Source organism: Pontibacter anaerobius, from assembly GCF_026241195.1.
Lineage (GTDB): Bacteria > Bacteroidota > Bacteroidia > Cytophagales > Hymenobacteraceae > Pontibacter > Pontibacter anaerobius.
Window position 1 is genome coordinate 15,906 of sequence record NZ_JAPFQO010000001.1, and the last position, 26,215, is coordinate 42,120.

The 26,215-nt window shown below is 52.5% G+C and carries 20 protein-coding genes and 2 tRNA genes; 10 read left to right on the forward strand and 12 right to left on the reverse strand.

The features are described 5' to 3' along the window. The first annotated feature begins 31 nt into the window (after nucleotides 1-31). From OO017_RS00070 to OO017_RS00085, 4 genes are all read left to right on the forward strand, one after another. A complete protein-coding gene (locus tag OO017_RS00070; RefSeq protein ID WP_266050403.1) occupies nucleotides 32-1,270 on the forward strand; it encodes an ABC transporter permease in 1,239 nt (412 codons plus the stop codon). A gap of 188 nt (nucleotides 1,271-1,458) precedes the next feature. Next, entirely contained in the window at nucleotides 1,459-2,709 is a 1,251-nt protein-coding gene (locus tag OO017_RS00075) for an ABC transporter permease (RefSeq protein ID WP_266050404.1), read from the forward strand. 49 nt (nucleotides 2,710-2,758) lie between these two features. Continuing rightward, nucleotides 2,759-3,853 (forward strand): efflux RND transporter periplasmic adaptor subunit, encoded by a 1,095-nt coding sequence (locus OO017_RS00080; RefSeq protein WP_266050405.1) that lies wholly within the window; start codon nucleotides 2,759-2,761, stop codon nucleotides 3,851-3,853. A 204-nt stretch (nucleotides 3,854-4,057) separates the two neighbouring features. After that, nucleotides 4,058-4,543, forward strand: a complete 486-nt coding sequence (locus OO017_RS00085) for a CHRD domain-containing protein (RefSeq protein ID WP_266050406.1) — start codon at nucleotides 4,058-4,060, stop codon at nucleotides 4,541-4,543. Nucleotides 4,544-4,569: 26 nt separating this feature from the next. Here the strand turns inward: OO017_RS00085 and OO017_RS00090 are convergent, their stop codons facing one another. Next, a complete protein-coding gene (locus OO017_RS00090; RefSeq protein WP_266050407.1) occupies nucleotides 4,570-5,169 on the reverse strand; it encodes a membrane-associated protein in 600 nt (199 codons plus the stop codon). A 109-nt stretch (nucleotides 5,170-5,278) separates the two neighbouring features. On the opposite strand from OO017_RS00090, the gene OO017_RS00095 reads away from it, so the two are divergent. After that, a complete protein-coding gene (locus OO017_RS00095) occupies nucleotides 5,279-5,773 on the forward strand; it encodes a GNAT family N-acetyltransferase (RefSeq protein WP_266050408.1) in 495 nt (164 codons plus the stop codon). 593 nt (nucleotides 5,774-6,366) lie between these two features. On the opposite strand, the gene OO017_RS00100 is transcribed toward OO017_RS00095, so the two are convergent. Beyond that, on the reverse strand, nucleotides 6,367-8,865 hold the full coding sequence (locus OO017_RS00100; protein WP_266050409.1) for a TonB-dependent receptor: 2,499 nt from the start codon (nucleotides 8,863-8,865) through the stop codon (nucleotides 6,367-6,369). Nucleotides 8,866-9,081: 216 nt separating this feature from the next. Next, nucleotides 9,082-9,621 (reverse strand): RNA methyltransferase, encoded by a 540-nt coding sequence (locus OO017_RS00105; RefSeq protein WP_266050410.1) that lies wholly within the window; start codon nucleotides 9,619-9,621, stop codon nucleotides 9,082-9,084. Nucleotides 9,622-10,055: 434 nt separating this feature from the next. Here OO017_RS00105 and mutS point away from each other — a divergent pair, with 434 nt between their 5' ends. The 5 genes from mutS to OO017_RS00130 all read left to right on the forward strand — a co-directional run bounded on the left by mutS (nucleotide 10,056) and on the right by OO017_RS00130 (nucleotide 16,099). Next, entirely contained in the window at nucleotides 10,056-12,689 is a 2,634-nt protein-coding gene (mutS, locus tag OO017_RS00110) for a DNA mismatch repair protein MutS (protein ID WP_266050411.1), read from the forward strand. Between the two features lie 323 nt (nucleotides 12,690-13,012). Beyond that, nucleotides 13,013-13,085 (forward strand) — tRNA-Gly (locus OO017_RS00115). Nucleotides 13,086-13,167: 82 nt separating this feature from the next. Further along, nucleotides 13,168-13,251: transfer RNA gene (locus OO017_RS00120), tRNA-Leu, on the forward strand. Nucleotides 13,252-13,538: 287 nt separating this feature from the next. Beyond that, complete coding sequence (locus tag OO017_RS00125) at nucleotides 13,539-15,389, forward strand: DNA/RNA non-specific endonuclease (protein ID WP_266050412.1); 1,851 nt, start codon at nucleotides 13,539-13,541, stop codon at nucleotides 15,387-15,389. A gap of 353 nt (nucleotides 15,390-15,742) precedes the next feature. Beyond that, a complete protein-coding gene (locus OO017_RS00130) occupies nucleotides 15,743-16,099 on the forward strand; it encodes a hypothetical protein (RefSeq protein ID WP_266050413.1) in 357 nt (118 codons plus the stop codon). A 209-nt stretch (nucleotides 16,100-16,308) separates the two neighbouring features. On the opposite strand, the gene rodA is transcribed toward OO017_RS00130, so the two are convergent. The 9 genes from rodA to OO017_RS00175 all read right to left on the reverse strand — a co-directional run bounded on the left by rodA (nucleotide 16,309) and on the right by OO017_RS00175 (nucleotide 26,166). After that, nucleotides 16,309-17,625 (reverse strand): rod shape-determining protein RodA, encoded by a 1,317-nt coding sequence (rodA, locus tag OO017_RS00135; protein WP_266050414.1) that lies wholly within the window; start codon nucleotides 17,623-17,625, stop codon nucleotides 16,309-16,311. Nucleotides 17,626-17,629: 4 nt separating this feature from the next. Next, nucleotides 17,630-19,459: a penicillin-binding protein 2 gene (gene mrdA / locus OO017_RS00140; RefSeq protein WP_266050415.1), complete on the reverse strand. Its 1,830-nt coding sequence runs from the start codon at nucleotides 19,457-19,459 to the stop codon at nucleotides 17,630-17,632. Continuing rightward, the gene (locus OO017_RS00145; protein WP_266050416.1) at nucleotides 19,456-19,989 is read right to left on the reverse strand and encodes a hypothetical protein; all 534 of its coding nucleotides are present in this window, start codon (nucleotides 19,987-19,989) and stop codon (nucleotides 19,456-19,458) included. The genes mrdA and OO017_RS00145 overlap by 4 nt, the downstream gene beginning before the upstream one ends. Beyond that, nucleotides 19,979-20,845, reverse strand: a complete 867-nt coding sequence (mreC, locus tag OO017_RS00150; protein ID WP_266050417.1) for a rod shape-determining protein MreC — start codon at nucleotides 20,843-20,845, stop codon at nucleotides 19,979-19,981. The genes OO017_RS00145 and mreC overlap by 11 nt, the downstream gene beginning before the upstream one ends. Before the next feature lie 9 nt (nucleotides 20,846-20,854). Continuing rightward, the gene (locus OO017_RS00155; protein WP_266050418.1) at nucleotides 20,855-21,880 is read right to left on the reverse strand and encodes a rod shape-determining protein; all 1,026 of its coding nucleotides are present in this window, start codon (nucleotides 21,878-21,880) and stop codon (nucleotides 20,855-20,857) included. 288 nt (nucleotides 21,881-22,168) lie between these two features. Further along, nucleotides 22,169-23,692, reverse strand: a complete 1,524-nt coding sequence (purH, locus tag OO017_RS00160; protein ID WP_266050419.1) for a bifunctional phosphoribosylaminoimidazolecarboxamide formyltransferase/IMP cyclohydrolase — start codon at nucleotides 23,690-23,692, stop codon at nucleotides 22,169-22,171. A gap of 31 nt (nucleotides 23,693-23,723) precedes the next feature. Further along, nucleotides 23,724-24,317 (reverse strand): phosphoribosylglycinamide formyltransferase, encoded by a 594-nt coding sequence (gene purN / locus OO017_RS00165; protein ID WP_266050420.1) that lies wholly within the window; start codon nucleotides 24,315-24,317, stop codon nucleotides 23,724-23,726. 627 nt (nucleotides 24,318-24,944) lie between these two features. After that, nucleotides 24,945-25,328, reverse strand: a complete 384-nt coding sequence (locus OO017_RS00170; protein ID WP_266050421.1) for an SRPBCC domain-containing protein — start codon at nucleotides 25,326-25,328, stop codon at nucleotides 24,945-24,947. A 13-nt stretch (nucleotides 25,329-25,341) separates the two neighbouring features. Beyond that, the gene (locus OO017_RS00175; RefSeq protein ID WP_266050422.1) at nucleotides 25,342-26,166 is read right to left on the reverse strand and encodes a Cof-type HAD-IIB family hydrolase; all 825 of its coding nucleotides are present in this window, start codon (nucleotides 26,164-26,166) and stop codon (nucleotides 25,342-25,344) included. Nucleotides 26,167-26,215: the final 49 nt, after the last annotated feature.

Consider the following 26,215-nt stretch of genomic DNA (forward strand, 5'->3'; position numbering starts at 1 on the left):
CAACCAGGCAACTTAACCACCAGCAAATAATATGTTCGACATAGATAAATGGCAGGAGATACTAGGCACAATGCGCAAAAACAAGCTGCGCACCTTCCTGACGGCCTTTGGGGTTTTCTGGGGCATCTTTATGCTGGTGCTGCTGCTGGGAGCGGGCAAAGGCATGGAAAACGGTATTTATAACCGCTTCGGCGATGGTGCCAAGAACAGTGTTTTTGTGTGGAGCGGCAAAACGGCTGTAGCCCATAAAGGCATGAAGCCCGGCCGTGAGATAAAGTTTACCAACGAAGACCTGAGTGCGATAGAGCGGGAGGTAACGGATCTGAACATGATGGCGCCGCGCAACCGGGTGTGGGGCGAGTATACCATCAACTATAAAAAGCAAAACGGCTCTTACCAGGTGTTCGGTGCCGAGCCAAGCTTTATGGAAATGAACGGGGAGCGCGCTTTCCGGGGCCGCCTCCTTAATGAGTACGACGAACGTGAAAAGCGCAAAGTGATCGTGCTGGGCGAGCAGGCAGCGCAGGTACTGTTCGGAGAGCAGAACCCGGTTGGGGAGTACGTGAACATCCGGGGCATACACTTTAAGGTGGTGGGTACTTTTAAGGTGCGCGGCAACAACGGTGGCCGTCGCGAAGAGCGCGCCTATATCCCATTCACAACGTTGCAGACTGCCTTTAACCAGCCTAACCAGGTGCACCTAATGTTGCTCACCGCCCAGGATGGCGTGCCAGCCAAAGAAATGGAAGATAAGCTGCGCGCACTGCTGGCTCAGCGGCACAAGTTCTCTGCCGAGGATGACATGGCCATCGGCATGAACAATACAGAGGCAGAGTACCTGAAGCTGCAGGGGCTGTTTAGCGGTATCCGCATCTTTGTCTGGATTGTGGGCATTGGCACTTTGATAGCCGGTATCGTGGGCGTGAGCAACATCATGCTGATCATTGTAAAGGAGCGCACCCGCGAAATTGGGGTACGGAAGGCGTTGGGGGCAACACCGCTCTCCATCGTGAGCCTTATTCTGCAGGAGTCTGTGGTGATTACGGCCTTTTCCGGGTACCTGGGGCTGCTGTTCGGCACTGCGCTGCTGGCGCTGGTGGAGCATTTGCTGGCGGGTACGGAGCTGCCATTCTTCGCAAACCCAGAGGTAGACCTGGGCGTTGCGCTGTCGGCTACCGTGGTGCTGGTGCTGTCAGGGGCTATTGCTGGCCTCGTCCCCGCCCTGAAGGCTGCCAACATCAAGCCCATCGAGGCGCTGCGGGCGGATTAAAGTATAAATTGTGAATGAGTGGATGAGTGAATCAGGTAGAAAAGTAGAGAGGTAAAGAAGTATAAAACGGATCCTGTTAATTATTTAATCCTATAAATCCTGATTCGGACAATCAACTATTTTACCATTAAACCATTCAGCGATAAAGATTCACTCCATCACTTAATCATTCATCTGAAACTGAAGCTATGATCGACATCGATAAATGGACCGAGATCTACAATACCGTAAAGAAGCACAAGCTCCGTACGGCGCTGACAGCCTTTGGGGTGTTCTGGGGTATCTTCATGCTGGTTGTGCTGCTGGGAGCAGGCAAGGGGCTGGAAAACGGCGTAATGAGTGAGTTTAATATCGCTAAGAATGCCGTGTTTATCTGGACACAGCGCACCAGCGTGCCTTACATGGGCCTGAAAGCCGGAAGAACCATACAGATGACGAACGATGATGTGGCCGCCATAAAGGCTAAGGTTCCGGAGGTGGGGGTGGTGGCGCCAAGCAACCAGCTGTGGGGCGATTTTGCGGTGAACTACCAAGACAAGAGCTCTGCCTTTACCGTTAACGGCGAAACTCCCGAAGTGCTGTTCGTAAAGCCGCTGATAATCAAAACGGGCCGCTTTGTAAATGACATCGACATACAGGAGAAACGCAAGGTAGCCGTGGTGGGGCCACGCGTGCTGGAGGTGCTCTTCCCGAACGAGAAAAACCCACTGGGGAAGTATATCAGCATAAAAGGCAGCTACTTTCAGGTAGTAGGCACCTTCGACCCCGTGGGTAAGGGGGAGGACATCGTGGAAGAGAGTAAGATAATCTACATCCCGCAGACAGCCCTGCAGCAAACGTTTAACCAGGTAAACAAGGTGGGTTTTATGGCAATGGTGCCCAAGCCGGGCGTGCCAGCCGCGGTGATAGAGGAGAAAGTAAAGACCCTGCTGATGGAGCGCCACCAGGTAGCTCCCACCGATCTGAAAGCATTTGGCTCGGCCAACGTGGAAAAGGAGTACCAGGATATACAGGGGCTGTTTATCGGTATTTCCGGCTTTAGCTGGTTGGTAAGTATAGGCACCATCATCGCGGGTATTATCGGGGTGGGTAACATCATGCTGATCGTGGTGAAGGAGCGAACCAAAGAGATCGGTATCCGCAAAGCGCTGGGCGCCACGCCGCTGTCCATCATCAGCCTGATCATACAGGAATCCATCGTGATAACGGGACTGGCGGGCTATGTGGGGTTGCTTGTTGGTACTGGCATTATCGCACTGATAGAATACTTTATGCGCAAGTTTGATGTGCAGGCGGGCTTTTTCGGGATGCCGGAGGTTAACCCAGGGATAGCGATTACAGCCACTGTGCTGCTGGTGGTTACCGGTGCGTTGGCCGGGCTCATACCTGCCGCCAAAGCTGCCGGGGTAAATCCGGTAATGGCGCTGAAAGACGAGTAATCCTACATAGAAACAAAATATAGAACAAACACATAATCATTCATCAACTATGAAAAAGGTACTATTAGGCGTATTCATCCTGGTTTTCCTGGGCCTGTCTGGCTGGCTGGGCTACTATTTCTACAACAAGGCCAACACCGACCCCATCGTGTACAAAACAGAGGCACCGTTCGAGACGGCGATCGTGAAGAAAACGGTGGCCACGGGCTCTATCGTGCCGCGCAAGGAGGTGCAGATAAAGTCGCAGGTGTCGGGCATTGTGGAGGAGCTGTACGTGGAGGCCGGGGAGGTGGTAAAGAAGGGGCAGTTGCTCGCCAAGATCCGCATTGTGCCCAACATGGTTAGCGTAAACAATGCCGAAACCCAGCTGCAAACCGCCAAGCTTAATTTTGAGGAGGCGAAGCGGGAGTTGGCGCGCTACCAGCAACTGTATGAGGAGAAGGTAGTGCCGGAGCAGGAGTTCCGTAAGTACAAAGCCGATTACGAGTTAAAGCGGGAAAACCTGTCTGCGGCCGAAAGCAACCTGCAACTGGTGCGTGAGGGCTCCTCGCGCAAGCGTGGGCAGTCTTCTAACCTGGTGTACTCTACCATCGAGGGCATGCTGCTGGATGTGCCGGTGAAAGTGGGTACCTCCATTATCGAGCGCAACAACTTTAACGAGGGCACCACTATCGCCTCGGTGGCCGATATGCGCAGCCTCATTTTCGAGGGTAAGATCGATGAGTCGGAGGTGGGTAAGCTGAAGGAGAACATGGACCTGCTGCTGACTATCGGTGCCATAGAGGGCCGAGTGTTCGACGCCAAACTGGAATACATTGCCCCGAAAGGCGTGGATGAGGAGGGCTCCATCAAGTTCCCGATACGGGCAAAAGTGCTGCTGAATGAGAAAGACTTTATACGTGCCGGCTACAGCGCCAACGCCGATATTGTGCTGGACAAGCGGGAAAATGCACTGGCTATAAAGGAAAGCATGCTGAAGTTTGAGAAAGAGCATCCGTATGTGGAGGTGGAGACGGCGCCGCAGCAGTTTGAGAAGCGCATGATCAAAACCGGGCTTTCGGACGGAATCAACATAGAGGTAGTATCGGGCCTCCAGAAAAAAGACAAAGTGAAAGTGCCGGATACCAGCACTACCCAGATCTAAAGTATACTACATGATGGTGTTTGTTTGAGAAAGCGGGTCCTGAGCCCGCTTTTTTTATGCCAGCCACTCGCACGTCTGCTACCAAAAAGCAGCGGTTGGTGGAATGCTGCGCGTGGCTCACGGAATAGTGAAAGCATAGCTTAACAATTGATGTACGCAGTGGTAAAATAAGTATATATGTGTAACCTGTTGTTCTGTAAACAAATGAAAAACAAACTTTTATACTACCAAAAGCTGCTTTTGCTGTGCCTGCTGCTTTGCTGCCTGGGCACTTCCTGCGGCGAAGACGATGAGGGCGACATCGGACTTGATAAAGAAATTGAGTTTAATGGAATTGCGCTGCTAGGCTCCAATGAGCGGCCTGCGGTTACAACAGCAGGTGCAGGGGAAATGGACGCTGTGTACGACGATGTGAACAATACACTAAGGTATACCATAACCTGGCAACTCGGCAACCCAGACGACGCGACCACCGCCATGCACTTCCACGGTCCTGCAGATGTAAACTCCAGCGCCCCACCTGTTGTTACCATCGAGGGCTTTGATACTGACGATAACGGCAACCTGTCGGGCACTACCCGCAAGCTTACACAGGAGGAAGAAGACGACCTGAAAGCCGGGCTTTGGTACCTGAACATCCACAGCACCTCTCATCCTGCCGGTGAGCTCCGTGGAAACCTGGTGCAGTAGAAGAATGAAGTACTCGGGCTGCACACTTAGTTAAAGATCCACTTCAGCAGGAAGTGGGAAGGTAGGTAAACCCCAAGCGGGAAGAAGAGCATGACGGCCAGAAAGTATAATCTAGCGGGTATGCTGTGCTGCGGACTGTTGCCCGGACCAAAAACCCAGTTAATGTTCTCCTGCGGATCCGTTAAAAAATAGGTGAGCGGCAGCACTACCCAGGCCAGTGCACTTTGCCAGTAAAGCGCCTCGGGCTGGTACCCCCATTGCGCTAAAAGCCACACTACAAGTATAGGCAGTACCACATGAAACAGCGACAGCCCACGAAGGAACAGGCTTTTGCTTTTATCAAACATATAGGCACTTAAGCCCAGTAACTGCCTGCCCGTTAAAAGCCGCCCGAAGTAGTCCAGGTTCCAGATGATCTCCAGCGCAAGTACACCCACGGCTGTCATACTTAGCAGCAGCCCGGAACTGGTCCAGAGTACTATACCAACTGAAAAAAGCGCGATGTCTGAGAACCACAGAAAGTTGCCCGGGCCATAGTTTTTCCAGTAAACCGGTATCAATACCACTAAAAAGGCGGTGTAGGCCAGCTGCAGCCAGGGCGGAACGATGGTTAGGTCGGTATCCATACTTTAGGGGAGGTTGATGCATAGTATACTGCAATCAGAAGTTTAAAGTATAAACACTGGCAGTCGCGGCAATTTTTTACCTTTGCGGCAATTATACTTACAGATCACCATGGCACAGCATTACAACACGCCTTCCGCAATACAAATCGTTGACTTTAACCTGTTCTACGCGCAGGCCTTTTACGACCTCAACCACGAGTGGATCTCCAAGTACTTCGTGATGGAGGACGCCGACACCAAATCGCTCAGCGATCCGCAAGGGTACATCATTAACAAGGGTGGCCATATCCTGATGGCGCTTTTTAACGGGGAGCCGGTGGGTACCTGTGCGTTGATAAACGAAGGCGACGGGGTGTTTGAACTGGCCAAAATGGCCGTTGCGCCCAAAATGCAAGGTATGAAGATCGGTAAGATGCTGGGCGAGGCCGCCATAGACAGAGCCCGCCGCGTAGGGGCCCACAAAGTATACCTGGTGTCGAACCGCCGCCTGCAAACCGCCCTAAACCTGTACCAGCGCCTGGGCTTTGTGGAAGTGCCGATGCCGCCGAGCATCTATGAGCGGGCGGATATTAAGATGGAGTTGGAGTTGAAGGAGGAGGTATAAGTTATACTTTCGTAATTATTTACCCGCTGGTGCGAGTTTTCAACTCGTGTCTTTTTATAGTGTTGAGTCTGTGATTCGACTGTAGCCATACTTTATGCTTTCAAGCTGTTGCTGTTCCGGACATCCCTGTCCGGAACCTCTCTGCCGCGGATTTCCAAATCCGCGCAATCCGTACTTTATACTTCGATAGCCGCTGCTTTCTGCCACTTGACACAAGCTATCCTTTCTTTCAGCAGTTCATCCTCAGTCTTACGAACCTAAAATTTCACCTCTGGCTTTGGCTCCCTCTAGCCCGGGAGGGCTCGTCTTCGGGCATCGCGCTGGGAGCTTTTCTTTGCTCGCTGTCGCTTTGCAATCCCTTCGGGACCGAAAAACTCCAAAGGCGCTCAACCCAAAGACTGGGAACATATTCGATAGCCACCGCTCACGGAGCTTCAGATCAATTCCGCTCCTCGGAGGGGCTAGGGGTGGGTTCATACTTTTGCTGATGACAGCCATCCCCAACGATGAAACTTACATTTCAACATCAGTAATTACAGGCTCCCCTCCTTTGACAAGGAGGGGCAGGGGGGATACGGTGCTGCAGCCAAATGCTAAAACTCATCCTCATCCCCACCGCTATTCTGCTCTTCGCGGTTGTTTCGGCGGTTACGGCGATCACTGTCGTCGCTGTTGAGGCGGTAGGTGAAGCCCAGGTACACGATGCGGCTCTGGCGGCGGTTCTCGATCTCGGAGCGGAACTCAGGCCCGTAGCTCAGGAAGTTGAACTGGCGGGTGTTGAACAGGTCGGAAACGCGCAGTGAGATGGTGCCGTTCTTCTTCAGCACGTCTTTCTTCATGCCCAGGTCAGCGCTGAACATCTCTTCCATTTTTCCCTGAATATCATTCCTGGGCGCGCGGTAGAAGGCCGAGAGTTGTATATCCAGATCTTTCCACACGGTCATGGTAGAGTTTAGCCTGGAGTTCCAGTTGAACTGGGTGCTGCTCAGTTCGGTGTCGTTTTGGGTGGTGCTTAGCTCCGTTCTAAACCCTGACCAGCTGGCGTTCAGTTTCCACCATTTGGTAACAGGATAATCGATTCCTAACTCAAAGCCATAAGAAGTGTTGTCCGATAAATTTATAAAAGTCGTTTCAGTGGCAGGAATGGTATCTGGATCCGTACTATTAGGGTCTAAAACAACTACAGTAGATTCCCTGAATCGCTCGATCTCATCGGTGGTGTGGCGGTAGAAAACGGTGGCATTAAGTGAGGCCTGGCCCCAGTAGCGCAGGTAGCCCAGCTCCAGCGAGTTTACGAACTCCGGGTTCAGGTTCGGGTTGCCGAAGTATACGTTATACTTGTCAGATCGGTCCACGAATGGGTTCAGGAAACGGCTGCGTGGCCTGTTGATGCGGCGGCTGTAGCTGAACTGCACCTTATTGTCCTCATTAAAATCGTTCGTGATAAAAAAGGTCGGGAAGAGGCTGAAATAGTTGTTGTTGTATGCTTCGTTGGAGGTGCGTTGGTCTGATTTCGTCAGCGTTTGCTCGGCGCGCACGCCCAGCTGGTAGGTTATACTTTTAAACCTGTTGCTGTAGTTGGTGTACACCGAGTATACTTGCTCATCATACACAAAGTGGTTGCTCTGGTTAACGTCATACTCCATGGCCCCGGTTTCTTCGTTCAAGTTAAAGAAGCGGGAGTCCTCGTCCAGCCGTTCATAAGAGGTTCTGAAGCCAGCCTCCAGGCGGCTATCCTCTGAAAAGGGATGTACGTAATCGGCCTTGGTCACAAACTCATAGTTACCGTCATCTACCAGCGTTTCCTGCACTTCTGGGGCTTCATCGGTGCCTACCTGTCTTTCTTCAAAAAGGGCAATCTCGTCATCCACATTGGTATTGTACACCACGTCAGCGGTCAGTTCCTGGCCTTTACGGTCGAAGGTCTGGCGGTAGCCCAGCGTCAGGTCCACAGCCTTCTCGTCCTCGGTCTCGTTGGTGTTGCGGGTGCGGGTACTCTGCAGCGTGCGGTTCTCGTCCAAGAAGCGGTAAAAAATATCCTCAGAATCCTCATCCTGGCCAAAGCGGTACAAAGCAGAAGCCGATAACGTGTGGCGGGGCGTGAGGTAGTAGTCCGCGCCGAGGCGGAAGTTATGGGAGAGGTCGGTGCTGTTACGTTCGCCCTCCTGAAGGTTATAACTGGTGCTGTCTAGCTGGCCGGCGTCGTTCAGGTAAAAGTTGGTGGTGTTGTTTTTTCGGGTGCCGGGCCGGGTGCGGTGCCTGAAATCATAACCGCCGTTCAAAGACCATTTATCATACCTGTAGTTGAGGTTAAGCGAGGTGTTGTAGTTGTCGTAGGTGCCGGCGGTGATGGAGGCGGAGCCATTGAAGCCGGGCTTCTTCTCCTTTTTCAGCACCAGGTTGATGATGCCCGAGGTGCCCTCCGGGTTATACTTGGAGGAGGGGTTGGTGATGAGCTCGATGCTCTCGATCATGTTGGCCGGTATCTGGTCCATCGTCAGCTCCGACAGCGCCGAACGCTTTCCATCAATAAGTATGGTTACATTGGAGCTGCCGCGCATGCTCACGTTGCCGTCTATATCCACATCCACGGAAGGCAGGTTCTGCATCACCTCCGCCACGGATCCGCTCTGTGCTGCCAGGTCCTGGCTCACGTTAACTACTTTCTTGTCCAGCTCGTATTCCACCACCTGGCGCTGCGCCACCACCTCCACCTCGCCAAGTTTGGTAGAGGTGGCGCTCAGGTTTACATTGCCCAGGGCCACCTCTGGTTTTGCGGGGGTAATGCTGATGCCGGAGATGAACTTAGTGGGGTAGCCTACCATGGAGGCGCGCAAGATGTACTTTCCGGCAGGTATGCGCTCCAGAATAAAAACACCTTCTACATCGGTGGTGGCACCGGTCACCAGGCTGGAGTCGGAGGCGGTGAGGAGCACCACGTTTGCAAAACTGATCGGCTTGCTTGTGCCAGCTTCCAGAAGTGTACCGCTAACCCTGCCGTTTTCAGCAGTGGGTTGGCCCTGCGCCGAAAGCGCTGGCGGGATAAGTATAAACAGGAGGTAAAGTAGCAAGTGTAGGTAAGTCTTCATCATAGTCTTGTTAAGATTGTTTGCCCAAAGGCACTTAGCGTATTACAGAGGCATGCTGCGGAGCGGCGGGTGAAGGCCCCGTATATACTGCGACAAATGAGAAGGGCGAAGGTTTAAAACCTATGCCTGGTTTTTAGTAGAAATGTGAATTTTAAGCAAAAAAAGAGCGCCAGCCACAGCCAACGCTCCCTTATACTTTACACCATGGGTTAGTTTGATTTATACTTCCCGAGCCAAGGTTTTACTCAGGAAATCCCACACCACCACCCCGGTGGCCACCGAGATGTTGAGCGAGTGCTTCGTGCCGAACTGCGGAATCTCCAGCACAAAGTCCGACAGGTTGATCACCTCCTGCTCCACGCCGAACACCTCGTTGCCCAGCACCAGCGCATACTTCTGGCCCGGCTCCGGGCTGAAATCGTTGAGTTTTATACTTTGCTCGGCCTGCTCCACCGACCCGATCCGATAGCCCTGTTCCTTCAACTGCTTCACCAGTTCCAGCGTGTCCGGCACATGCTCCCAGGCTACCGACTCCGTGGCGCCCAGGGCGGTTTTCTCGATGTCGCGGTGCGGGGGCTTGCCCGTGATGCCGCAGAGGTATACTTTCTCAGCCATAAAGGCATCGGCCGTGCGGAAAACCGAGCCCACGTTATTCAGGCTGCGCACGTTGTCGAGCACCAAGACTAACGGTATTTTTTTCTTATTTTTGAATTCTTCAACTGAGTCGCGGTTGAGGTCATCCATCGAAAGTTTACGCATTCTTTTTAGACATTAGACGCTAGACATGAGATATTAGACTTTGCATCCAGCGCAGCTGCAAAGTTCCGGTGGTTTTAGGCAAAAGTCAAACTGTGTCCGAAATCTTGGATGGTTAAATTGTTGGAGGAAGTATAAAGTATAAATTCTTGCGCTGTTTCGGACATCTGTGTCCGAAACCCATCTGCCGAGGACATCCTTGTCCGCGCTCATAGTAATACGGGGACAAGGATGTCCCCGGCAGAGAGCTTTCGGACGAGGACGTCCGAAAGAGCAACAAGTCCCGGATTGCAAATCCGGAACAGCGGCAGAGCCAACAAAGTATGAATTCCCCTCCTCGGAGGGGTAGGAATGGCTTTTAGGTCCACTCCCCAAAATCAATTACAAAGTATAAACCGGGTGCAAAATCACCCGCAAAGTATAAAGTATAAAACAGTATGAAAGGAGAAGGCAAAGGCACGGTAACGCCACTGATGAAGCAATACAACGCCATAAAGGCGAAGCATCCGGGGGCGCTGCTGCTGTTCAGGGTAGGGGATTTTTACGAGACCTTCGGCGAGGATGCCATCAAGGCGAGTAAGATACTGGACATCGTACTGACCAAGCGCGGCAACGGCTCGGCCTCCGAAACGGCCCTGGCCGGCTTCCCGCACCACTCCCTCGACACGTACCTGCCCAAGCTGGTGCGCGCCGGCGAGCGCGTAGCCATCTGCGACCAGCTGGAGGATCCGAAAACGGTAAAAGGTATCGTGAAACGCGGCGTAACCGAGCTGGTGACGCCGGGCGTGTCCTTTAACGACCAGGTGCTGGAGAAGCGCAGCAACAATTATCTGGCCGCCGTGCATTTCGGTAAAACCGAGACGGGCGTGTCTTTCCTGGACGTCTCTACAGGTGAGTTCATCACCGCACAGGGCGATAGGAACTACATCGGCAAGCTGCTGCAAAGCCTGGCCCCGGCCGAGGTGCTGTTCTGCAAGCGCGAGAAGGAAACGTTTATAGAGCGCTACGGTCCCGATTTTCGCTACTATGCGCTGGATGAGTGGGTATTCAAGTATGATTTTGCCTACGAGTCGCTGACGCGCCAGTTTGGCACCGCCTCCCTTAAAGGCTTTGGTATTGAGGGGATGAGCGAGGCTATTATCTCCGCCGGAACCATCCTGCATTACCTTGCCGAAACACAGCACAACGAAATTAGCCACATCGCCACCATCTCCCGCCTGGAGGAGGATAAGTATGTGTGGCTGGACCGCTTTACCGTGCGCAACCTGGAGCTGGTGTACCCGCAGCATCCGGAAGGCGTGCCGCTGATCAACGTGCTGGATCAAACCGTGACGCCGATGGGTGCTCGCCTGCTGAAGAAGTGGGTGGTGCTACCGCTGAAGGATGTGACCCAGATCCGCCGGCGCCTAGATACCGTGGAGGCTCTGACGCAGCACCGCGAGCTGCTGGATGAACTGGTGCAGCACCTGAAGCAGATAAACGACCTGGAGCGACTGATCTCTAAAGTGGCCGTGCGCCGCGTAAACCCGCGCGAGCTGGTGCAGCTGGCCAAGGCGCTGGAGGCTATACTTCCTATCAAAAAGCTGCTTTCCGCCAGTGGCATACCTGCTTTGGTAAAACTGGCTGACCAATTGGCACCCTGCGACGGCCTGCGTGAGGAGATCCGCAACATACTGAAGCCGGAGCCGCCGATGCTCACCAATCAGGGCAACATGATCAACGAGGGGGTGAACGCGGAGCTGGACGAGCTGCGCGCCATCGCTTTCTCGGGCAAGGATTACCTGGCGCAGGTGCAGCAGCGCGAGATCAAGAACACGGGCATCAGCTCGCTTAAAATCGCCTATAACAAAGTGTTTGGTTATTACCTGGAGGTAACGCACGCGCACAAAGACAAGGTGCCGGCTAGCTGGATTCGCAAGCAAACGCTGGTAAACGCCGAACGCTACATCACCGAGGAGCTGAAAACCTACGAGGAGAAGATCCTGAACGCCGAGGATCGCATCTTCACCATCGAGTTCAGCCTGTTTAACGAGCTGGTGCTCCAGGCCATGGATTACGTGGCGCAGGTGCAGCAGAACGCCAAGGTGATCGGGGTGATCGACTGCCTGAGCGCCTTTGCAGGCATTGCCTTGAGCAATAATTACGTGAAGCCGGAGGTTAGCGACAGCCATGTGCTAGATATCAAAAAAGGCCGCCACCCGGTTATAGAGAAGCAGCTACCATTGGGCGAGACCTATGTGCCGAACGATATCTTTCTGGACAACGAGGAGCAGCAAGTAATCATCATCACTGGTCCGAACATGGCCGGTAAGAGTGCCCTGCTACGCCAAACGGCCCTGATCGTGCTGATGGCTCAGATCGGGTGCTTTGTGCCTGCGGAGGCCGCTAAAATCGGTATCATCGACAAGATATTCACCCGTGTGGGAGCATCTGACAACCTGTCGCGCGGTGAGTCTACTTTTATGGTGGAGATGACCGAGACGGCCAGCATCCTGAACAACCTCTCGGACCGCAGTCTGGTGCTGATGGACGAGATCGGCCGCGGCACCAGCACCTACGATGGTATCTCGATTGCCTGGGCCATTGTAGAGCACCTGCACAACCACCCGAAGTTCAAAGCCAAAACGCTTTTCGCCACGCACTACCACGAGCTGAACCAGCTGGCCGAAGAGTTGCCGCGCGTGAAGAACTACAACGTGTCGGTGCGCGAGGCGGGCGGCAAGATCCTGTTCATGCGCAAGCTGGTGCCGGGCGGCAGTGAGCACAGCTTCGGTATACACGTGGCGCAGATGGCCGGCATGCCCAACAACGTGGTGCTGCGCGCCGATGAGATCATGCACCACCTGGAGAAGGAGAAGGTATCGGAGCAGGCGCCGAAGCAGAAGATGAAAACCGCGCCGAAGAACAACTTCCAGCTTAGCATGTTCGAGCTGCACGACCCGCAGCTGGAGCGTGTGAAAGAGCTGATGGAGCAGCTCGACATTAATACCATCACGCCGGTGGAGGCCCTCTTGAAGCTGAACGAGCTGAAGCTGCTGCTGCAGGACAAGCAGCAGGCAGGGGTGCGCTAGGAGCGGATATTACTCCGGGGGCAGGGGAAAGCGTTTTGCCGGCCCGTGGCACAGGGGATTTATACTTGCCGCCGGAGCTGTAAGTATACTTTTAAGTATGAATTCCTTGTTTTCTGCCCCCGGAAGTATAAATTTACATTAAATCTCAGGCGCTGCAGCTGGCGGCACCTCAGCAATTAAAAAAAGAATGAAAATTTTCTGGCTGATTATCAGCATAGAAGCATGCTGAGGCTGATTTTTTTTAAGGCAGCTATTGACATGTCAGATTTTGTCTCTATCTTTGCATCACTAAATCACTACGGCGGTTTAGGAAAAACAAAAAAGCGGGAGTAGCTCAGTTGGTAGAGCGCGACCTTGCCAAGGTCGAGGCCGCGGGTTCGAATCCCGTCTCCCGCTCTCGAAAAGCAAGACAGAAGACGTTGTGATAAGCAACGTCTTTGTTTTTTAAAGTCACTTCTCTGGGAATAGCCCGGAGGTTGCCGGGATGGTGGAACTGGTAGACACGCAAGACTTAAAATCTTGTGAGCGCAAGCTCGTGCGGGTTCGATTCCCGCTCCTGGTACTAGAATTTAAAAGGGTTGTAAGCATAAAGCTTGCAACCCTTTTTTGTTTTCAGGCTGATTGATTAATTGAATCTCCATCTCACTGTAAACTCCATCAACTACCTTCTATCAGCCAAATAGCATTTCTATTTTCCTGCCCCTAGCTGTTAATCACAGTAAATGCCCCTTAGCAACGGTTAATCGATGGTATAACTACATTTATCTTTTGTTATATTTTCGTTAACATATATATAATATAGGATTTTTTCTGTTTATTGCCGCGCCTTACCATCCATAACCATCACACATGAAACATTTATACTTAACTAAGTGGGTTGTCCTGCTGGTTTCTTTATTTTCCTTGACCTCCTGCGAGTCGGAGCTGGACAAAGTCAGCCCGACAGTTGTAAACGTGGCGGCAACTGCGCCTGCTACTATTGCGCCTTACGACGAGGATTTTGAAACAGGGTATAAGGGAAGCTATGCGGCAGCCTCTGTTCCCTTTGCCAATGGTAGTTGGAGTTTCCAGGAGGCTCTGACGGGCAACACCTCCTCTGATGTCAAATCCGGTTTGCAGTCAGCGCGTATCCGCGACCTTGGCCTGATCGGCATGGAGTTCGACCTGCCTGACGGTGCCAAGTCTTTTGCCTTCAGCTATGCCAAGTATGGCAAAGACAAGAACTCGCAGCTCGAGGTTTACTATTCTACCGACGGTGGCTCCTCCTGGCAGCAGGCGGGCAGCACTGTTACTGTGAGCAGCTTCTCACTTCAGCAGCTATCTATTCCGCTTAATGTAACGGGGCCGGTGCGCTTCCAGATCAGAAAAGTAGGAGGGGGTAGCAACCGCGTTAACGTGGACAACGTCTCGGTTGAGGCAAACCCAGTGGTTGTAGCGCCAGCCTTTGCAGAAGACTTCGAAGGAGGTTCCAAGGGTAGCTACGCTAGTGGCTCTGTAAGCCTTGCCTCCGGCAGCTGGCTGCTAAACGAGGCGTTGATCGGGACGCTGGACTCAGATAGAAAGGTTGGAACAAAGTCTGTGCGTATCCGCGATCTGGGTTCACTGGCGATGGAGTTCGACCTGGGTGATGCGCAAGCTGTGCAGATCAGCCATGCCGTGTACGGAACGGACGGGGCAAGCACCTGGGAACTGCAAGCGTCTACCAACGGAGGAGCCTCCTGGACTAAAGTTGGGAACACCGTTACCAGCTCATCTATTACCCTGGAAACGATATCCTTTGATGTGGCTTTTACATCGCCTGTCAGATTCAGAGTGGTGAAGTTGAGCGGTGCCGGAAACCGTATTAACATCGATAACTTTATCGTGAACGGCTCGGGAGGCAGTGGCTCAGGCAGCGGCTCAGGAGGTTCAGGCGGTACGGGCGGTACTGGAGGCGGCACGAGCTCTGGTTTAGGAGCTGTGCACCTTACCATGGGCAACCCTACCAATGCGGTGATAGACCTGAATGCGGTAAACAACTACCTGCTGGAGAAAGAGGAGTATGTAATGTCTTACAGCCGCGACCGCGGATCTGCCAACTGGGTAAGCTGGCACCTGGACGAGGCCTGGCTGGGCAGCACTCCTAGGCAAGATGATTTCCGTGCGGATATTACCCTGCCTGCCGGCTGGTATCAGGTAGGGTCTACCGACTATACTGGCAGCGGGTTTGACCGTGGCCACATGTGCCCTTCCGCTGACCGTACTCTGTCTGTAGACGACAACTCCAACACGTTCTTAATGACGAACATGATCCCGCAGGCCCCAAACAACAACCGTTTAGGCTGGGCTAGCCTGGAGAGCTACTGCCGCTCTATGCTTACTGGCGGATATGAGATCTATATTATCTCAGGGGTATACGGCGTTGGCGGAACTGGTTCTAACGGCTATGCTACCACTATTGCCGGCGGCATGGTAACGGTGCCATCCAATACCTGGAAAGTTATTCTTATCATTCCGGACGGAGACGATGACGTGAACCGTGTAACGACTAACACACGCGTAATCGCCATCGACATGCCAAACGACCAGAATGTTTCCTCAGACTGGAGAACCTACAGAACTTCCGTTGACATGATCGAGGCGAAAACCGGTTACGATTTCTTCAGCTTGGTAGCCGACAACGTGGAAAATGTAATAGAGGCCTCTGTTGATAACTTGTAAAGAACTGTAAATTTAACCTGGTAAGGCAAAGGCACGCTCACGTAGGGCGTGCCTTTTATGTTGCTGCCAGCCTGTAGTGAGGTAAGTGGAATAGCTATGTTATCTGCTGCCCGTGAAAGATTTTTAATTGGACTAAAATATTAAAGTTGCCTGCAGTTATTCAATATAAAAATTAAACTATATTTGGCAATCTGGTACCTAGCGACATCTTTTATAAGTGTTAAGGCAATAAAATATTGTACTTAATATTGTGAAAAAGGGAGATGGGGATGATGACTTAGTTGAATTTATCCTTTCGCTCGTGTACGCTACAACAAGATTTAAATAGAGAGTAAGACAACAAAAAAGTAAACATGAAAGCATTTAGACTTTTATTAACAATGGCCGTGGCAGTGGTGCTTATGGTAGGTATGAGCAGCTGCAACAAATGTGATAATGAAAACCCGCGTGCAAGGGTAATTAATCATGGAAGTTTAGTTGCCAGCGTACAGATTAAAACATCCAACGGCAACACAGAAAATATTAACAATGTGATGCCTAACACAAGCTCTGATACAAGGAGTTATGCAAAAGGGCTGGTAACCTTCACCATTACGCTGGATAAAACCGAATTGGTGGAAACAGTTCAGATGGACAGCTGCTATGAGTATGACATCGTGATTGATGCCAATAACAGCATCAGCACAGTGTCGCGGGACCTGAATGATTAGGTAACTATAGCCACATTAACAGCAGCGCTTTGATGGAGCTGAGGAACAGAGTATAAACTGCAGCTGACAGTACATTTTAAAACAAGGCTTAGAGAGCCGGACAAGTATAAGAAAACTCTCAGAGTGATTACTATTCGCTAGTAAGCATCCTGAGAGTTTTCTATACTCAAAGCTCCAAAAGAGTCTTAGGGATTAACCTTTATTTGGTGCTACCTTGCCAGGTCCTTCGCTCTGTTGGCATCTATTGCCAGAAGTATGAACAGAAGGATCGTAAACGACCACAGCGAGGAACCACCGTAACTGAAAAACGGCAACGGAATACCCACCACCGGGGCCAGGCCAATCGTCATGCCCACGTTCACCAGGAAGTGAAAGAAGATGATAGAGGCCACACAGTAGCCGTAGGTGCGGGCAAAAACTGACTTCTGTCGCTCGGCTATACTTACAATGCGCACGAGCAGTACCATAAAGAGGGCAATAAGGACCGTGCTGCCTATCCAGCCATGTTCTTCGCCGATGGTGCAGAAGATGAAGTCGGTGCTCTGCTCGGGCACAAAGTCGAACTTAGTTTGCGTACCCTCCAGAAAACCCTTGCCCCAGAAACCGCCGGAGCCAATCGCTATCTTCGACTGCGTTACGTTCCAGCCATAGCCCAGCGGATCCGCCTCGGGGTTAATAAGCGCCTTAATACGATTTTGCTGGTGCGGCTGCAGCACATCATTCACAAAGAAATCCACACTAAAGATCATCGCTACAACAACACCCCACAGGGCAATCATAACTTTGAAGCGGCGTAGCAGCCGGTAATCCATCCAGGTAGCCAGGGCCATCAGAATTGTGATGCCGGCAATTAAGTACAGCTTGGGCACTAGCAGCGTAAGTATAAAAATGGCCGCAGCTGAGCCTCCGATAATAAGTATAAGCGGCGACATGCCCTCCCGGAAATAAGCCAGTATAAAGGCGGCAAATACCAGCGCAGAGCCTGTTTCATTCTGAAGTATAATTATGACAGGCGGCACAAACGTAATAGCAGCCAGAATCATCTGATCTTTAAAGTTCTGCTGGCGCAGGTTTATACTTCCCAGAAACTTGGAGGCCGCCAGCGCTGTGGCAAACTTGGCTAACTCGGCGGGCTGCAGGCGTATGCCGCCACCCAGATCGAGCCAGGAGCGGGAGCCAGCGATAGGCTTAGCCACCACTAGTGTTACGAGCAGCAACAGTATGATAAAGCCATAAATGGGGTAGGCGAGGTGCTCGTATACTTTATAATCCACCACCATCAGCACAATGATCAGCAGAAGCGAGGCGCCAATCCAGGCCAGCTGTTTACCTGAGTTAATATCCATGCTGAAAATGTTGATCACATTGTCGGGGCTGTAAACAGCAGCGTAGATATTCATCCAACCCAAGGCAACCAGCAGGAAATACAGCAGCACGGTTACCCAATCCAGGTGCGGAGCCAGAAAACCGGAACTGCGGCGGCTCCTGGTGGTGCTTGACAATGTCTGTCCGAGTACTTTCTCCATGGCCTTACTTCGATTTAATGTTAAGGTATTCCCTGCTCAGTACCCATTTCTCCTGCTGCTTAATGGTAACCGTATCGGTTAGGTACTGCTCTATCATCAGGCCGGCTATAGGGGCTGCCGACTGGCCACCCCACTTACCGTGCTCCACATATACAGCTATGGCAATTTTGGGATTATCTCTCGGGGCAAAAGCTACGAACACGGCATGGTCAGGGCCCTGTGGGTTTTGCGCCGTACCGGTCTTACCGCATACTTCAATGCCTACTTTATCCAGGTTAGCCCTACGGCCCGTACCAGCGCGCACCACTTCAGACATACCGGCAATGATCGGCTCGAAGTGCTGCGGGCTCACAGCGGCATAATGTTTCTCCTGGTACTCTTTTAGTGGCTTTCCGTCTTCACCCACAGAGCGAATGATGTGCGGTGTAAAATAATGGCCCCTGTTGGCAATGATGGCCATAAAATTAGCCATTTGCAGTGGCGTAACCCCTAGCTCACCCTGGCCTATGCTAAGGGAGTAAATAGTGGAGTATTTCCAGCGGTTTTTGCCGTACACGCGGTCATACAGGTCGGTAGAGGCCACAATGCCTTTCTTCTCCCCCGGGATATCGATACCCAGCTGTTGCCCGAATCCAAAGCTCAACACTTTCTCCCGCCACTCCTTCAGGCCAATGGCTGTGTCTGTAAACGTGTTAGGCGACTTACCCTGGTTGATAAGCGCCTTGTAAGCCTGGTAAAAGTAGGGATTACAGGAGTGCTGCACCGCACCGTACAGATTCAGTGGGGAGGGGTGATCGTGGCAGTTTACCAGCGATTTGTTGCAGGCATACGTGGTGTTCGGGTTTATGGCGCCCTCTTCCAGTGCGATCAGCGCCTGTGTCAGCTTAAATATGGAGCCTGGCGGGTTTTGGTCGGCCATGATGGGGCGGTTGAACATGGTTTTGTTCGAGTCCTGAAGCAACTCCATGTAGTTCTTGCCATAGTCTTTGCCGGTAAACAGGTTCGGGTCGTAGAACGGTGCCGATACATAAGCCAGCACCTCGCCGGTAGCGGGCTCTATTGCCACAATACTTCCCTTGGCGCCGTTCATCAGGTACTCCCCATAGGCCTGCAGGTCCAGGTCGATGGTACTCACGAGGTTTTCGCCAGCCACCGCCAGGGTATCAAAGGCACCCTCACGGAAAGAGCCTTTCTCCACACCGCGCACGTTTACCATTTTATACTTTACGCCGCGCTGGCCCATCAAATACTTCTCATACTCCAGTTCTATACCAGCTTTGCCAATGTAGTCGCCGGGGCGGTAGCCGTTGTAGGTGCTGTCCTCCAACTGCCTCGGGCTGATTTCGGCAATGTAGCCCAAGGCATGCCCCAGGCTTTGGTGCGGGTAGCCGCGCGCCGTTCTGGCGTTAATGTAGAAGCCCGGAAAATCAATAAGGTTGTTCTGGATATAAGCGAATTCCTGCGTGCTCAGCTTCTGGTAGAAAGGGGAGGGCTGTACGTAGGAAAAGGAACGGGCCTTTTTCAGACGCTCCCGCACGTCCTCCAGCGGTAACTTTACAAGTTCCGCAAGGCGCAGGGTGTCCAGGTTCTTTACATCCTTCGGTACCACCATCAGGTCGTACACAGGCGTGTTCTGTACCAGCAGCTTGCCGTTGCGGTCGTAGATCAGGCCCCGGAAAGGGTACTGAATGATGGGCTTGATAGCATTGGTCTCTGCAGCCTGTTTGTAGCTGCTGTCTACCACCTGTATATAGAAAAGCCTGATGGCGAAAACGATTCCCACCATCAGGAAAATGCCCTGAATTACGTATTTTCTGTTTTCTAAGTACTTCATCGGTAATCTATTCGCTCTCGCTTAGGTGAGAAGAACAGAAGTTGTATAATAACCACAACGATACCAGTGAACAGGGTGCTGAACAGCGTCTTCGCCAGGGTATAAAGTGCCGTCTGGAAATTGATGGTCTCCAGGAAAAACACAGCCGCATGGTGAAGCAGGATCAGCGTGAAGGCGTAGGTAAGAAACCAGCGTGTGCCCATCACGTGTATGTTTACCGCATCGCTGCTGTCGTAACCATCACGGGGTGTCAGAAGGTTCAATACATGTGGTCTTAAAAAGGCCAGCAAAACGCTTGCCGCTGCATGTATGCCCATGGTGTCGTAAAACACATCCACGGTAAAGCCAACTATAAAACCAAGGAATAGTAACCATACCCTGTTGATAGTCAGGGGTAAGTATAGCAGAAAGGCAACATAGATAAAGCAGAAGCCCATGCTGTAGAGCACCAGGTTATCCATTAGCAGCACCTGAAGTGCCACGAATAAAAAAAACTGGAAGATATGATTTAAGCCAAAGCTATTGTTCATCTGTTATGATGCCTGCGTTTTGTTCTAAGGTATCACGTTCTACTTTGTACATGTTCTCTACCACATACACATAAGAGAGCTGCGCAAAGTCAACACTCAGTTTCACCCCTATCGTGTAAAAGCTCTTGTCCGGCTCCTGCTCAATCGAGCTGATGGTGCCCACCATGATTCCTTCCGGAAAAACGGTGTTAAAGCCGCTTGTTACGATGGTGTCGCCTTTTTCAGGCTTCACGTGCAGCGGAATGTAGTCAAGCAACGCCGTGCGGTAGTCGCCGCCCTGCCACTTAATGGTGCCGAAGGTGTTATCCTTCACCAGTTTGGCTGAGATCAGCATCTGCGAGTGCAGCAGCGAGGTGATGGTGGCATAGTGCTCAGACACAGTCTTTACACGGCCCACCACGCCCGAAGGAGCAATTACCCCCATGCCTGGCTGCACCCCATCGGCTGTGCCTTTCGAGATTGTCAGGTAATTATTCATGCGGCGCACCGAATTATTAATTACCCGACCGGCCTGCAGGTGGTAAGGGTATGCCCGGCTGGTGTCGCTCGAAGTATAGTAAGTCGTATCCAAACTTGCCGTACTGTCTGTCAGAGTCAGCTGGCGGTACTGCATCAACTCCTGGCGCAGGGCCGCGTTCTCGGTGGCCAGCGCCTGGTTAATGCCCGTAAGCCGGAAATAGTCTGTGATTCCGCTCTGAAACTCCAGTACCTGCCCCACGTACCTGTTTGCCGAGTTAAAAAAGGCAGCGCCCTGGTATGTGTTGTAACGCACGATCAGGAACACACTTAGCGCCTCCAGCAACAGGAACACGAGGAACGCACGGAACCGGTAAATAAATGCAAATAGATTCCGCATGCGGCCCTGTTATGTTAGCAGGACATTCTTGAATCCATCGATGTTTTTGATGGCGGCACCCGTGCCACGCACTACCGCTCTCAGCGGGTCTTCGGCAATGTGGATCGGGAGCTTTGTTTTGGCAGCCAGGCGCTTATCGAAGCCTCTCAGCAGAGCCCCGCCACCCGTCAGGTGAATACCGTTGTCGTAGATGTCGGCAGATAGCTCCGGCGGCGCGATCTCCAGCGCCTTCAGCACGGCCTCCTCAATCTTAGACACTGACTTATCCAGCGCGATGGCGATCTCCTGATACGTTACTTTGATTACCTTCGGAATGCCGGTCATCAGGTCGCGGCCTCGGATCTCGTAGTCGGCTGGCGGGTTCTCCAGCTCCGTAAGCGCGGCACCTACTTCTATCTTAATCTTCTCGGCAGAGCGCTCACCTATCAGCAGGTTGTGCTGGCGGCGCATATAGTCCAGAATGTCTTTGGTGAACACGTCGCCGGCGATGCGGATGGACTGGTCGCACACGATACCGGAAAGGGCCACCACGGCGATCTCTGTCGTACCACCCCCGATGTCCACGATCATAGAGCCGATAGGCTGCTCCACATCGATGCCGATACCGATCGCTGCAGCCATCGGTTCCTGTATCATCCATACTTCCTTGGCGCCGGCATGCTGCGCAGAGTCACGTACGGCACGCTTTTCCACCTCGGTAATGCCCGACGGGATGCAGATAACCATGCGGTGCGACGGCTGGAACAGGCGGCGGCCCGTGTCGATCATCTTGATCATGCCCCGGATCATCTCCTCAGCGGCGTGGAAGTCGGCGATCACCCCGTCCTTTAGCGGGCGGATGGTTTTGATGTTCTCGTGCGTCTTCTCGTGCATCTGCATGGCGTTGCGGCCAATGGCTAGCACGCGGCCCGTTGTGCGGTCCACGGCGATGATGGAAGGCTCATCTACTACAATTTTATCGTTGTGGATGATCAGGGTATTGGCAGTACCCAGGTCAATGGCTATATCGCTGGTTAAGAAGTTAAATAGTCCCATGGTGAAGTATGAAAGGCGTGCGGTTGCCCGTTATATTTTCAATATACAATATTTCTAGTCAGAAACTTGCGGCAAAATTAGTGAAATTCAGTGGAATTAATAATGCAAGTTATCTACTGTTACCCGAATAAACTTTTATTTATAGGTGAAATCTATTCAATTTATGCCTGTCTGCTTAGCTAACGCTGTATATGGGCTTAAATTGGGCTTTACTTAGAAAACAAAAAATCCCCGGCCTCATCAGAAACCGGGGACTTTTATTGTAAAGTGAAATTATACTTCAGCGGATTAATGCTTGAAGTGGCGCACGCCTGTCATGACCATGGCCATGTTGTGGGCATCGCAGTAGTCGATAGAGTCTTGGTCTTTGATAGAGCCGCCTGGCTGTACCACCGCTTTTATTCCTGCCTTGTCGGCAATCTCCACACAATCCGGGAACGGGAAGAAGGCGTCGGAGGCCATCACGGTCTTGCTCACGTCAAAGCCAAAGCTGTTCGCTTTCTCAATGGCCTGGCGCAGGGCATCCACGCGGGAGGTCTGGCCCACGCCGCTGGCGAACATCATCTTGTCGGTGGCCAGCACAATGGTGTTAGACTTGGTGTGCTTGCATACCTTGGCGGCAAACACCAGCGCCTTTTTCTCCTCGGTTGTAGGCTGGCGCTTGGTGGCGGTTTTAAAATCGGACTCTGTTTCGGTTGCCAGGTCTTTGTCCTGCTCAATTACGCCGTTCAGCAGCGTCTTGAACTGCTTGGCTGATAGCTCCACCGGCTTCTGCTTCAGCAGGATGCGGTTTTTCTTCGTCTTCAGCAGCTCCAGTGCGTCCGCGTCAAACTCCGGTGCGATCAGCACCTCGAAGAACAGCTTATTCAGCTCCTCTGCCACGGCCATGTCGATGGTGCGGTTGGCGATGATCACACCTCCGAAAGCCGATACCGGGTCCGAAGAAAGGGCGTTCAGGTAAGCCTCCTTCATCGTTTCGCCAGTGGCCACGCCGCAGGCATTGGTATGCTTCAGGATAGCCACGACTGGCTCCTCGAACTCCGCGGCCAGGGCTACGGCAGCGTCCACATCCACCAGGTTGTTGTAAGAAAGTTGCTTGCCGTTCAGTTGCTCGAACAAGTCCTCCAACTTGCCGTAGAAAGTGCCTTTCTGGTGCGGGTTCTCGCCGTAGCGCAGCGGCATGCTGTGCTGCACGCTCTGCTTAAAGGCCTGCGTCTCCTCCCCGGCGTTCATGTAATTGAAGATGTGGGTGTCGTAGTGCGAGGATACATTGAAGGCCTTGGCAGCGAAGCGCTTGCGGTCCTCCAGTTCCGTGGCACCGTCTTTCTCTTTCAGCAGCTCCACCACCTCGTCATACTGTTCTCTGGACGACACGATCAGCACATCCTTAAAGTTCTTGGCTGCCGCACGGATCAGGGAGATGCCGCCAATGTCGATTTTCTCGATCACATCTGCTTCTGAGGCTCCGGAGGCAACGGTTTCCTCAAATGGGTAGAGGTCCACCACTACCAGGTCGATTGGCGGAATTTCATACTTCTCACGCTCCGACAGGTCGCTGTCGTTGTCGCGGCGGTGCAGGATGCCACCGAACACCTTCGGGTGCAGGGTTTTTACGCGTCCTCCGAAGATGGACGGGTAATCTGTCAGGTCTTCTACGGCTACCACGGTAGCGCCCTGTTTCTCCAGGAAGGTTTGCGTGCCACCGGTAGAGTAGATGGTGACGCCGTGTTTCTTCAGGAGCTCCACCAGCGGCTCCAGGCGGTCTTTGTAGTAAACCGATATCAGTGCGGATTTGATTTTAACGGGTTGCATGGGCATGAAGGTATTGGGTTGTTGATTGATTTTATACTTGGTCCTGGGTGAGCAGCAATTTCTCCACCACCTCCGGCAGGTACTTGTGCTCGAGTTGCAGTACGCGCTGGGCCAGTTCTTCGGGGGTATCCTCCGGGTATACCGGACAGTACTCCTGAAGTATGAACTCGCCTTTGTCATACTCCTCGTTGATGTGGTGTATGGTGATGCCGGACTGTTCATCGCCGGCCTGCACCACGGCAGTGTGTACGTTGAGGCCGTGCATACCCTTGCCGCCGTAACGGGGCAGCAGGGCAGGGTGTATATTGATAATGCGGTTCGGGAAAGCGCGCAGCAGGCTCTGCGGCACCAGCCACAGGAAACCGGCCAGCACGATCAGGTCCGGCTTGAATTGCTGTATCTGCTCCAGCACCTTGTCAGTGTTGTAGAACTCATCCCTGGTAAATAAAAAAGCCGGGACGTGGAAGGTCTCGGCTCGTTTCAGGGCATACGCTTTCGGGTTGTTGGAGAACAGGGCGGCCACACGTATGGCTGGGTGGTGCTCGAAATGCTCCAGCAGCCGCTGTGCGTTGCTCCCCGACCCCGAGGCGAAGATGACTATATTTTTCTTATCCGTAGGTTTCAAAAGTATGGGCTTGCGATGAAGCTGCAAATATAGTTGGTTCTGGTGTAGATGTAAATGTATAAGTATAAAATCATGGTTCAGACTTTTGTTTTGCTGGTATAGCTGCTCCTCTTTTATACATACTTGGGCTATACTTGGTAGCTGTTGTTGATACTCAGTCTATACTTTTCATGGCTATCCTTACTAGCCGCTGCTGATCCTTAGTCTTACATACCTAAAGTTTCACCTCCTGCCTTGGCTCCTTCCAGCCCGGGAGGGCTCGCCTTCCCGCATCGCGCGGTGTACATTTCCTTTGCTCCTGACGTCGCAATGCCTTCGGCACCGGAAATCTACAAGGCGCTCAACCCAAAGACTGGGATCAGTTTGATAGCCACTGCTGATGCAATTGGAACCGGACTCCCTCTCCTGTTTTGGGGGTAGGGGCCCTCGAGAAAAGGAGAGGGCTGGGGTGAGGTGATCATTCCCCTCCTCGGAGGGGCAGGGGTGGGTTTATACTTTGCAGGGACAGGTCGCGACCTGCCCGGGCTATGCCTGCTGCTATGCAATGTATAATTTGGCCTAAGCAGCTAAAGAAATTCCCCGCCTTAGACAAGGAGGGGAGCTTGGATGTTTAAAGTCTAAACCTGTTTACTCTCCCTCGTAAAAGTCGATCAGGGCAGCGAAGTAGGCGTCGTCCCAGCCCTCAGTGATGTCTTCGTAGGCATCGTCGGGGATGTTGGTGTGGCGCAATTCGGCGGAGGTGCCATACTTGTGCGGGTGCAGTTTAATGGTAACGATGGACGGCTCCTCCTGCTCCCCGAAATACCACTGCTGCACGAGCTTTTTACCCTCCTCAAACTCCAGGTTCTTGCCGGTTATACTTCCTTCCCACAACGAGAACTCCGAGCCTGGCTCTGTAGACATTTCCGCCGGCTCGCCCGTCCAGAGCTGCAAAGTATAAGGGTTGGTCAGGGCCACGTACACTTCCTCGGGCTCGGCAGGTATGATGTAGTATTTCTTATAGGCTTTCATGTATGCTTATACTTTACTTCCAGTATTTTTCTATGGCCACGGCTACACCATCTTCGGTGCTTTTCAGGGTGATCTCATTAGCCACGGCCTTTACCTCGTCACGGGCGTTGGCCACTGCTATGCCCATGCCCACTTCCTGCAGCATGTGTATGTCGTTGTAATTGTCGCCGAAGGCCATTACCTCGTGCATAGCTATGCCGAATCGCTCTTTTAGCAGCAGCTCCAGGGCAGTGGCCTTTGAAATGGCGCGTGGGGCTATCTCTAGGTAGGTGTCTTTGGAGCGGTAGGCGTGCACCTGATCGGCGTAGTGGCTGCTGAGCTTCTGCTCCAGGGCGTCAATCTCGTCGGCGGGGCCCATGCACATCACTTTGTGGGCGCCTGTCTCAGCCTGGTGCCACTTCTCTAGTATAAGTTCCAATTCGGCAATCTGCGGAGATACTTTCGTGACGCGCTCCTCCCGCTCGGCCCAGAAATCGAAAGCCGGGGCATACCAGTTGTCCTGCTCATAGAGGCTCACATGTATGTCGGTTTCTTTGGTAAAGTCGTGGATAACCTGGCACAGGGCAGGCTGAATCTGCACAGAATCCAGTTGCAGAGGCTCGGTTTTGCCACCCTCAAAGTGGATAACATAGCCGCCGTTAAAGCAGATAAGCGGGTGGTGGAGTATCTCCAGCTGCTGCTGCAGGTGGCGCATGGCGCTTGGCATGCGCGAAGAAGCCAGGATAACAGGAACGTCTTTGTCCAGGTTTCTGAAAGTATGGATGGTGCGCTGCGACAGTTGGCGCTCGCTGTTCAGCAGTGTGCCGTCTATATCAGTGCAGATAGCTCGGAATTTCATGAGGTGGTACTATGGTTTGGGCTGCAAGTTACAAGTATGGCCGGCCAAA

What these genes read in the sequence shown, in the direction of transcription:
- OO017_RS00095 (WP_266050408.1), top strand. Translation starts at nt 5,279, where the DNA reads ATGGCACAGCATTACAACACGCCTTCCGCAATACAAATCGTTGACTTT.
- OO017_RS00090 (WP_266050407.1), bottom strand. Translation starts at nt 5,169, where the DNA reads ATGGATACCGACCTAACCATCGTTCCGCCCTGGCTGCAGCTGGCCTAC.
- OO017_RS00085 (WP_266050406.1), top strand. Translation starts at nt 4,058, where the DNA reads ATGAAAAACAAACTTTTATACTACCAAAAGCTGCTTTTGCTGTGCCTG.
- OO017_RS00105 (WP_266050410.1), bottom strand. Translation starts at nt 9,621, where the DNA reads ATGCGTAAACTTTCGATGGATGACCTCAACCGCGACTCAGTTGAAGAA.
- OO017_RS00130 (WP_266050413.1), top strand. Translation starts at nt 15,743, where the DNA reads ATGAAAGCATTTAGACTTTTATTAACAATGGCCGTGGCAGTGGTGCTT.
- purH (WP_266050419.1), bottom strand. Translation starts at nt 23,692, where the DNA reads ATGCAACCCGTTAAAATCAAATCCGCACTGATATCGGTTTACTACAAA.
- OO017_RS00155 (WP_266050418.1), bottom strand. Translation starts at nt 21,880, where the DNA reads ATGGGACTATTTAACTTCTTAACCAGCGATATAGCCATTGACCTGGGT.
- OO017_RS00080 (WP_266050405.1), top strand. Translation starts at nt 2,759, where the DNA reads ATGAAAAAGGTACTATTAGGCGTATTCATCCTGGTTTTCCTGGGCCTG.
- OO017_RS00175 (WP_266050422.1), bottom strand. Translation starts at nt 26,166, where the DNA reads ATGAAATTCCGAGCTATCTGCACTGATATAGACGGCACACTGCTGAAC.
- mreC (WP_266050417.1), bottom strand. Translation starts at nt 20,845, where the DNA reads ATGCGGAATCTATTTGCATTTATTTACCGGTTCCGTGCGTTCCTCGTG.
- mrdA (WP_266050415.1), bottom strand. Translation starts at nt 19,459, where the DNA reads ATGAAGTACTTAGAAAACAGAAAATACGTAATTCAGGGCATTTTCCTG.
- OO017_RS00075 (WP_266050404.1), top strand. Translation starts at nt 1,459, where the DNA reads ATGATCGACATCGATAAATGGACCGAGATCTACAATACCGTAAAGAAG.
- mutS (WP_266050411.1), top strand. Translation starts at nt 10,056, where the DNA reads ATGAAAGGAGAAGGCAAAGGCACGGTAACGCCACTGATGAAGCAATAC.
- OO017_RS00070 (WP_266050403.1), top strand. Translation starts at nt 32, where the DNA reads ATGTTCGACATAGATAAATGGCAGGAGATACTAGGCACAATGCGCAAA.
- OO017_RS00125 (WP_266050412.1), top strand. Translation starts at nt 13,539, where the DNA reads ATGAAACATTTATACTTAACTAAGTGGGTTGTCCTGCTGGTTTCTTTA.
- OO017_RS00170 (WP_266050421.1), bottom strand. Translation starts at nt 25,328, where the DNA reads ATGAAAGCCTATAAGAAATACTACATCATACCTGCCGAGCCCGAGGAA.
- OO017_RS00145 (WP_266050416.1), bottom strand. Translation starts at nt 19,989, where the DNA reads ATGAACAATAGCTTTGGCTTAAATCATATCTTCCAGTTTTTTTTATTC.
- rodA (WP_266050414.1), bottom strand. Translation starts at nt 17,625, where the DNA reads ATGGAGAAAGTACTCGGACAGACATTGTCAAGCACCACCAGGAGCCGC.
- OO017_RS00100 (WP_266050409.1), bottom strand. Translation starts at nt 8,865, where the DNA reads ATGATGAAGACTTACCTACACTTGCTACTTTACCTCCTGTTTATACTT.